The following is a 229-nucleotide window of genomic DNA, read 5'->3' as shown; positions in this document are numbered from 1 at the left end:
CGTCCGGCACCGGCAAGGAAGTCGCTGCGCAAACCATCCATCAGATGAGTGCGCGTCGCAAACGGGAATTCATCGCCCTCAATTGCGGCGCCATCTCGCCGAAGCTGATCGAATCGGAAATGTTCGGGCATGAGCTCGGCGCATTCACGGGGGCTGACCGCCAGCATATAGGCTATTTCGAACGCGCCAGCGGCGGCACCCTCTTTCTTGACGAAATCACCGAGATGCC

General features: G+C 59.8%; 1 protein-coding gene. It reads left to right on the top strand.

Annotation, left to right across the window (positions count from 1 at the left end; genetic code table 11):
* Positions 1–229, top strand: a 229-nt coding sequence (locus tag SB771_RS37525) for a sigma 54-interacting transcriptional regulator (protein WP_410722346.1), incomplete at both ends; no start/stop codon positions are given.

The organism is Burkholderia sp. SIMBA_051 (assembly GCF_046534915.1).
GTDB lineage: Bacteria > Pseudomonadota > Gammaproteobacteria > Burkholderiales > Burkholderiaceae > Burkholderia > Burkholderia ambifaria.
This window is presented reverse-complemented; position numbering and strand designations above follow the sequence as displayed.